This window comes from Streptomyces sp. NRRL F-2580, assembly GCF_000720115.1.
In the GTDB taxonomy this organism is placed as follows: Bacteria; Actinomycetota; Actinomycetes; order Streptomycetales; family Streptomycetaceae; genus Streptomyces.
In genome coordinates this window covers 1-284 of sequence record NZ_JOIR01000127.1, presented here as the reverse complement: position 1 = coordinate 284, position 284 = coordinate 1, and the positions used below count along the sequence as shown (strand labels likewise).

At 70.1% G+C, this 284-nt stretch carries 1 protein-coding gene; it reads right to left on the bottom strand.

Features of this window, described 5'->3' with window-relative positions:
* Positions 1-284, bottom strand: a 284-nt coding sequence (locus IF88_RS0139735) for a transglycosylase SLT domain-containing protein (RefSeq protein ID WP_030724539.1), incomplete at both ends; no start/stop codon positions are given.

Here is a 284-nt window from a genome sequence, read left to right as displayed (position 1 = left end):
CAGGCGCCGACGGGGCTGCCGTAGCGCTCGTTCATGTAGTCCAGGCCCCACTTGATCTGGGTGGCCGGGTTGGTCTTCCAGTCCGCGCCCGCGGAGGCCGTCTTCGACGCGGGCAGGGCCTGGGCCAGGCCGTAGGCGCCGGAGGAGGCGTTGGTGGCGGTGTAGTCCCAGCCGCTCTCATGCGCAATGATCTTGTCGAAGGCGGCGAACTGGGCCGGGTCCTTGATCATCTGCTGGGCGATCGCCTTGGCACTCATCGGGGCGGCCTGCGCGGGAACCGCGGC